This window comes from Paenibacillus sp. N119s, assembly GCF_059447605.1.
Genome location: NZ_JCAJRU010000357.1, coordinates 1 through 3523 on the forward strand (window position 1 = coordinate 1; position 3523 = coordinate 3523).

Consider the following 3523-nt stretch of genomic DNA (forward strand, 5'->3'; position numbering starts at 1 on the left):
CCTCTGTGGATCGGGTATTGGACGCTATGCATAAGGCTGGTATTGAGGTCATTGTAGGCACGCCCACCTATGCCGTACCCACATGGCTGGTGAAGGAGCATCCCGATGTATTGGCAACGACGCCTCAGGGACCAGGCAAATACGGGGCTCGTCAGATTATGGACATTACGAACCCGGTGTACCTGTTCCATGCTGAGCGAATCATACGCAAGCTAATTGGACGAGTGAGTCAGCATCCGGCGGTTATTGGCTATCAGACAGACAACGAGACGAAGCATTACCATACGAGCGGTCCCAATGTGCAATTACAGTTTGTAAAGTATTTGCGGGAGCGGTTTGAATCACTGGAGGAGCTGAACCGCAAATTTGGACTGGATTACTGGAGCAATCGCATCAATAGCTGGGAGGACTTCCCTTCGGTGGTCGGAACGATTAATGGAAGCTTGGGCGCGGCCTTTTCCCAGTTCCAGCGCAAGCTGGTGACGGACTTCCTGGCCTGGCAGGTCGCGATTGTCAATGAATATAAGCGGGAAGACCAATTTGTTACGCAAAATTTTGATTTTGAGTGGAGAGGTCATTCTTTTGGAATCCAGCCGGATGTGGATCACTTTGCAGCTTCTCAAGCATTTGATGTGACAGGGGTCGATATTTACCATCCATCACAAGATGATTTGACTGGAATAGAAATCTCTTTTGGCGGTGATGTGGCACGTTCGACAAAACAGAATAATTACTTAGTGCTGGAAACGGAGGCGCAGGCGTTTACACACTGGGTTCCTTATCCGGGACAATTGCGTCTGCAAGCGTTCAGTCATCTGGCTTCCGGGGCCAATATGGTAGCTTACTGGCACTGGCATTCCATTCATAATTCCTTCGAAACCTACTGGAAGGGTCTGCTTAGCCATGATTTTGAACCGAATCCTGTGTATGAGGAAGCAAAGACGATAGGGAAGGACTTTGCAAGACTGTCCACGCATCTGGTCAATCTGAAAAAGAAAAATAAAACAGCTATCCTGGTTAGCAACGAAGCGTTGACATCCATTAACTGGTTCAAGTTTAATATGAACAGCCCACTGAATTACAATGACATCGTACGCTGTTTGTATGATGAGTTGTACAAACTGAATATTGGGACAGATATTGTCCATCCGGGTACGGAATCGTTTGAGGACTATGATCTCCTGATCGTTCCGAGTCTCTATTCTGCGCCAGACGCATTGCTGGAAAAGCTGAATCGATATGTCGAACAAGGCGGTCATGTGGTATACACCTCCCGCAGCGGATTTACCGACGAACATGTGCAGGTGAGAACATCGCGGCAGCCGGGCGTGATTAGCGAAGCATGTGGTATTCATTACAGCCTGTTTGTGGAGCCGAAAAATGTGACGCTCAAGGATAATCCTTTTGAAGTGGCAGCAGAGGACAATCAGGTAACTACGTGGATGGAGCTAATAACGCCGACGACTGCCGAAGTATTAGCCTATTACGATCACCCGCATTGGGGCCAATATGCTGCGATTACGCAAAATCGTTATGGTCAGGGAACGGCGACCTACATCGGCTGTATTTTCAGTTCAGCGGTCATCCGCGAATTATTAAGCTCTGTAGCCAAAAAGGCAGGCGTGTGGGGGCTGGATCAGGAAGCTTCTTATCCGATCATTGTTAAATCTGGTACGAATGATTTGGGGCGAACGATCCGGTACTATTTTAACTATTCCGAACAGGCAGGCTCGGTGGTGTATCCGCATGGAGACGGCAAGGAACTGATCGGAGAGAAGACGGTTACCCAAGGACAATTACTCCAATTGAAGCCTTGGAGTGTTATAATTATCGAAGAGGCGTAAAAGATCAATAATGAGTTGAAATCGACGTACGAATAATATCATAATAGGTACCACGCCGGGAGATCCGGCATATGAAGCGCCCCTGCGAATTGCGGGGCGTTTTCGCATATAGCTGAATAGAGGAGTGCATCGCTATGCCAACCCGAGCAGCCCACTGGTTCCAGTCGCTGACTGCCCCGTATCGACGCAGTATTCAGCTCAAGCTGATTTTGACGATGATTGTTTTATCTGTGCTGCCGGTCATTGCCGTTACGGTGCTGGCTGCAGAGAAAAGCAGATCGTCTATGGAAACCGAAGTGGTTGAAACGAACATGTCCAATATGAAATGGACGGGCATTTATATCAGCGACCAGTTAGATCATCTGAATCATCTGATTTACAGCATTCAGATCAGCCCTGATCTAAGCGATTATTTGAATGAACGAGAGCCTGACAATCTTTCTAGCCAATTTAATGCCCAGCGAAAAATGTTAAACACGCTGGCGAATGTATATTATTCAGCCGGGAGTCATGTCATCGGTATTCAGCTGTATTTGAAACAATCGCAAACCCTGTTTACCTTCAATAGTATGCAAAATGATATTGCGACAGTGGGCGGTATTCCTCCGCAGTACGCTGAGATGTGGCAAGCGAACAAGGATTATTCGATTCGCCCAAGCTCTACTGATCCCGAACGCTTTACACTGACACGCAGTATTCGGCGTTTTGAAGATCATAAGCAGACGGGAGCTATTTCATTGGAGGTGCTATGGTCACAATTCGATCAGACGCTGGGTCTGCTGGGACGAGGGGATCAGCATCAGGTGTTGATTACAGATGGGGATGGCAGGGTCATGTATCCAGCGCAAGCTCGTCAGTCGCCTCCTCCTGCAGGAGTACTGACAGCTCTTCGTGATGTTAAGCCGGGTCCCGGGATGCTTCAAACTGCCGAACATTATGTATTCTACAATGATCTGGATGTGGCTGGATTGAAACTGGTCAAAATCGTACCGACTTCCTCCATTAACCACAGTGCCTTTTCAACCATGCTGTATGGTATCGTCGTAGGCGTGATTTCAATCCTGGTTTCGATCTGTATCGCCGTTTTCATCGCATGGCGAACCGCACGCCCCATTGTTCAATTGGCGCGTTCGGTGCAGGAGCTGGATATGATTACAGGGCCAGTTGGAAAGCCAAGTACACGGCCGGATGAGATTGGGCTGCTGGAAAGAAGTCTGCATGGGATGGCAGGCCGAATCCGCCAGCATATCCAGACGGAATACCGTATCAATTTGCAAAAAAAGACGGCTGAATTGAAAGCGCTTCAGGCGCAGATTCATCCGCATTTTCTGCAAAATACGCTGCAAATGATCGGAAGTATGGTGTTTTCGCAAAAGCCGGAGGATACCTATGAAGTCATTCGTTCGCTGAGTGAGATGTTTCGTTACGTGGTACGGGAGCCTCAGGATATGGCCTCACTACGTGCAGAACTTGACCATGTGGGGCATTATATGCGTATCCAGCAGCGTCGTTTTCCGCAAAGATTGGTGTTTCAGGTGGAGACCGAAGAGCAGGCGATGGATATTCGTTTGCCCAAGCTATCGCTTCAACCTTTGTTGGAAAATGCGTTTCAGCATGGTCTTGATCGCAAGGCAGGGGCGTGGCGAATGGCAATCCGCGTGGAAATTATGAAGGAAGAA

2 protein-coding genes are annotated in these 3523 nt (G+C 48.4%); both read left to right on the plus strand.

The features are described 5' to 3' along the window. Positions 1 to 1844: beta-galactosidase (locus tag AC5V8P_RS24415; protein WP_495473965.1), on the plus strand; the 1844-nt coding region annotated here is incomplete at its 5' end. Between the two features lie 134 nt (positions 1845 to 1978). Then, positions 1979 to 3523 (plus strand): sensor histidine kinase (locus AC5V8P_RS24420; protein ID WP_495473966.1); only part of this gene is annotated, 1545 nt, incomplete at its 3' end.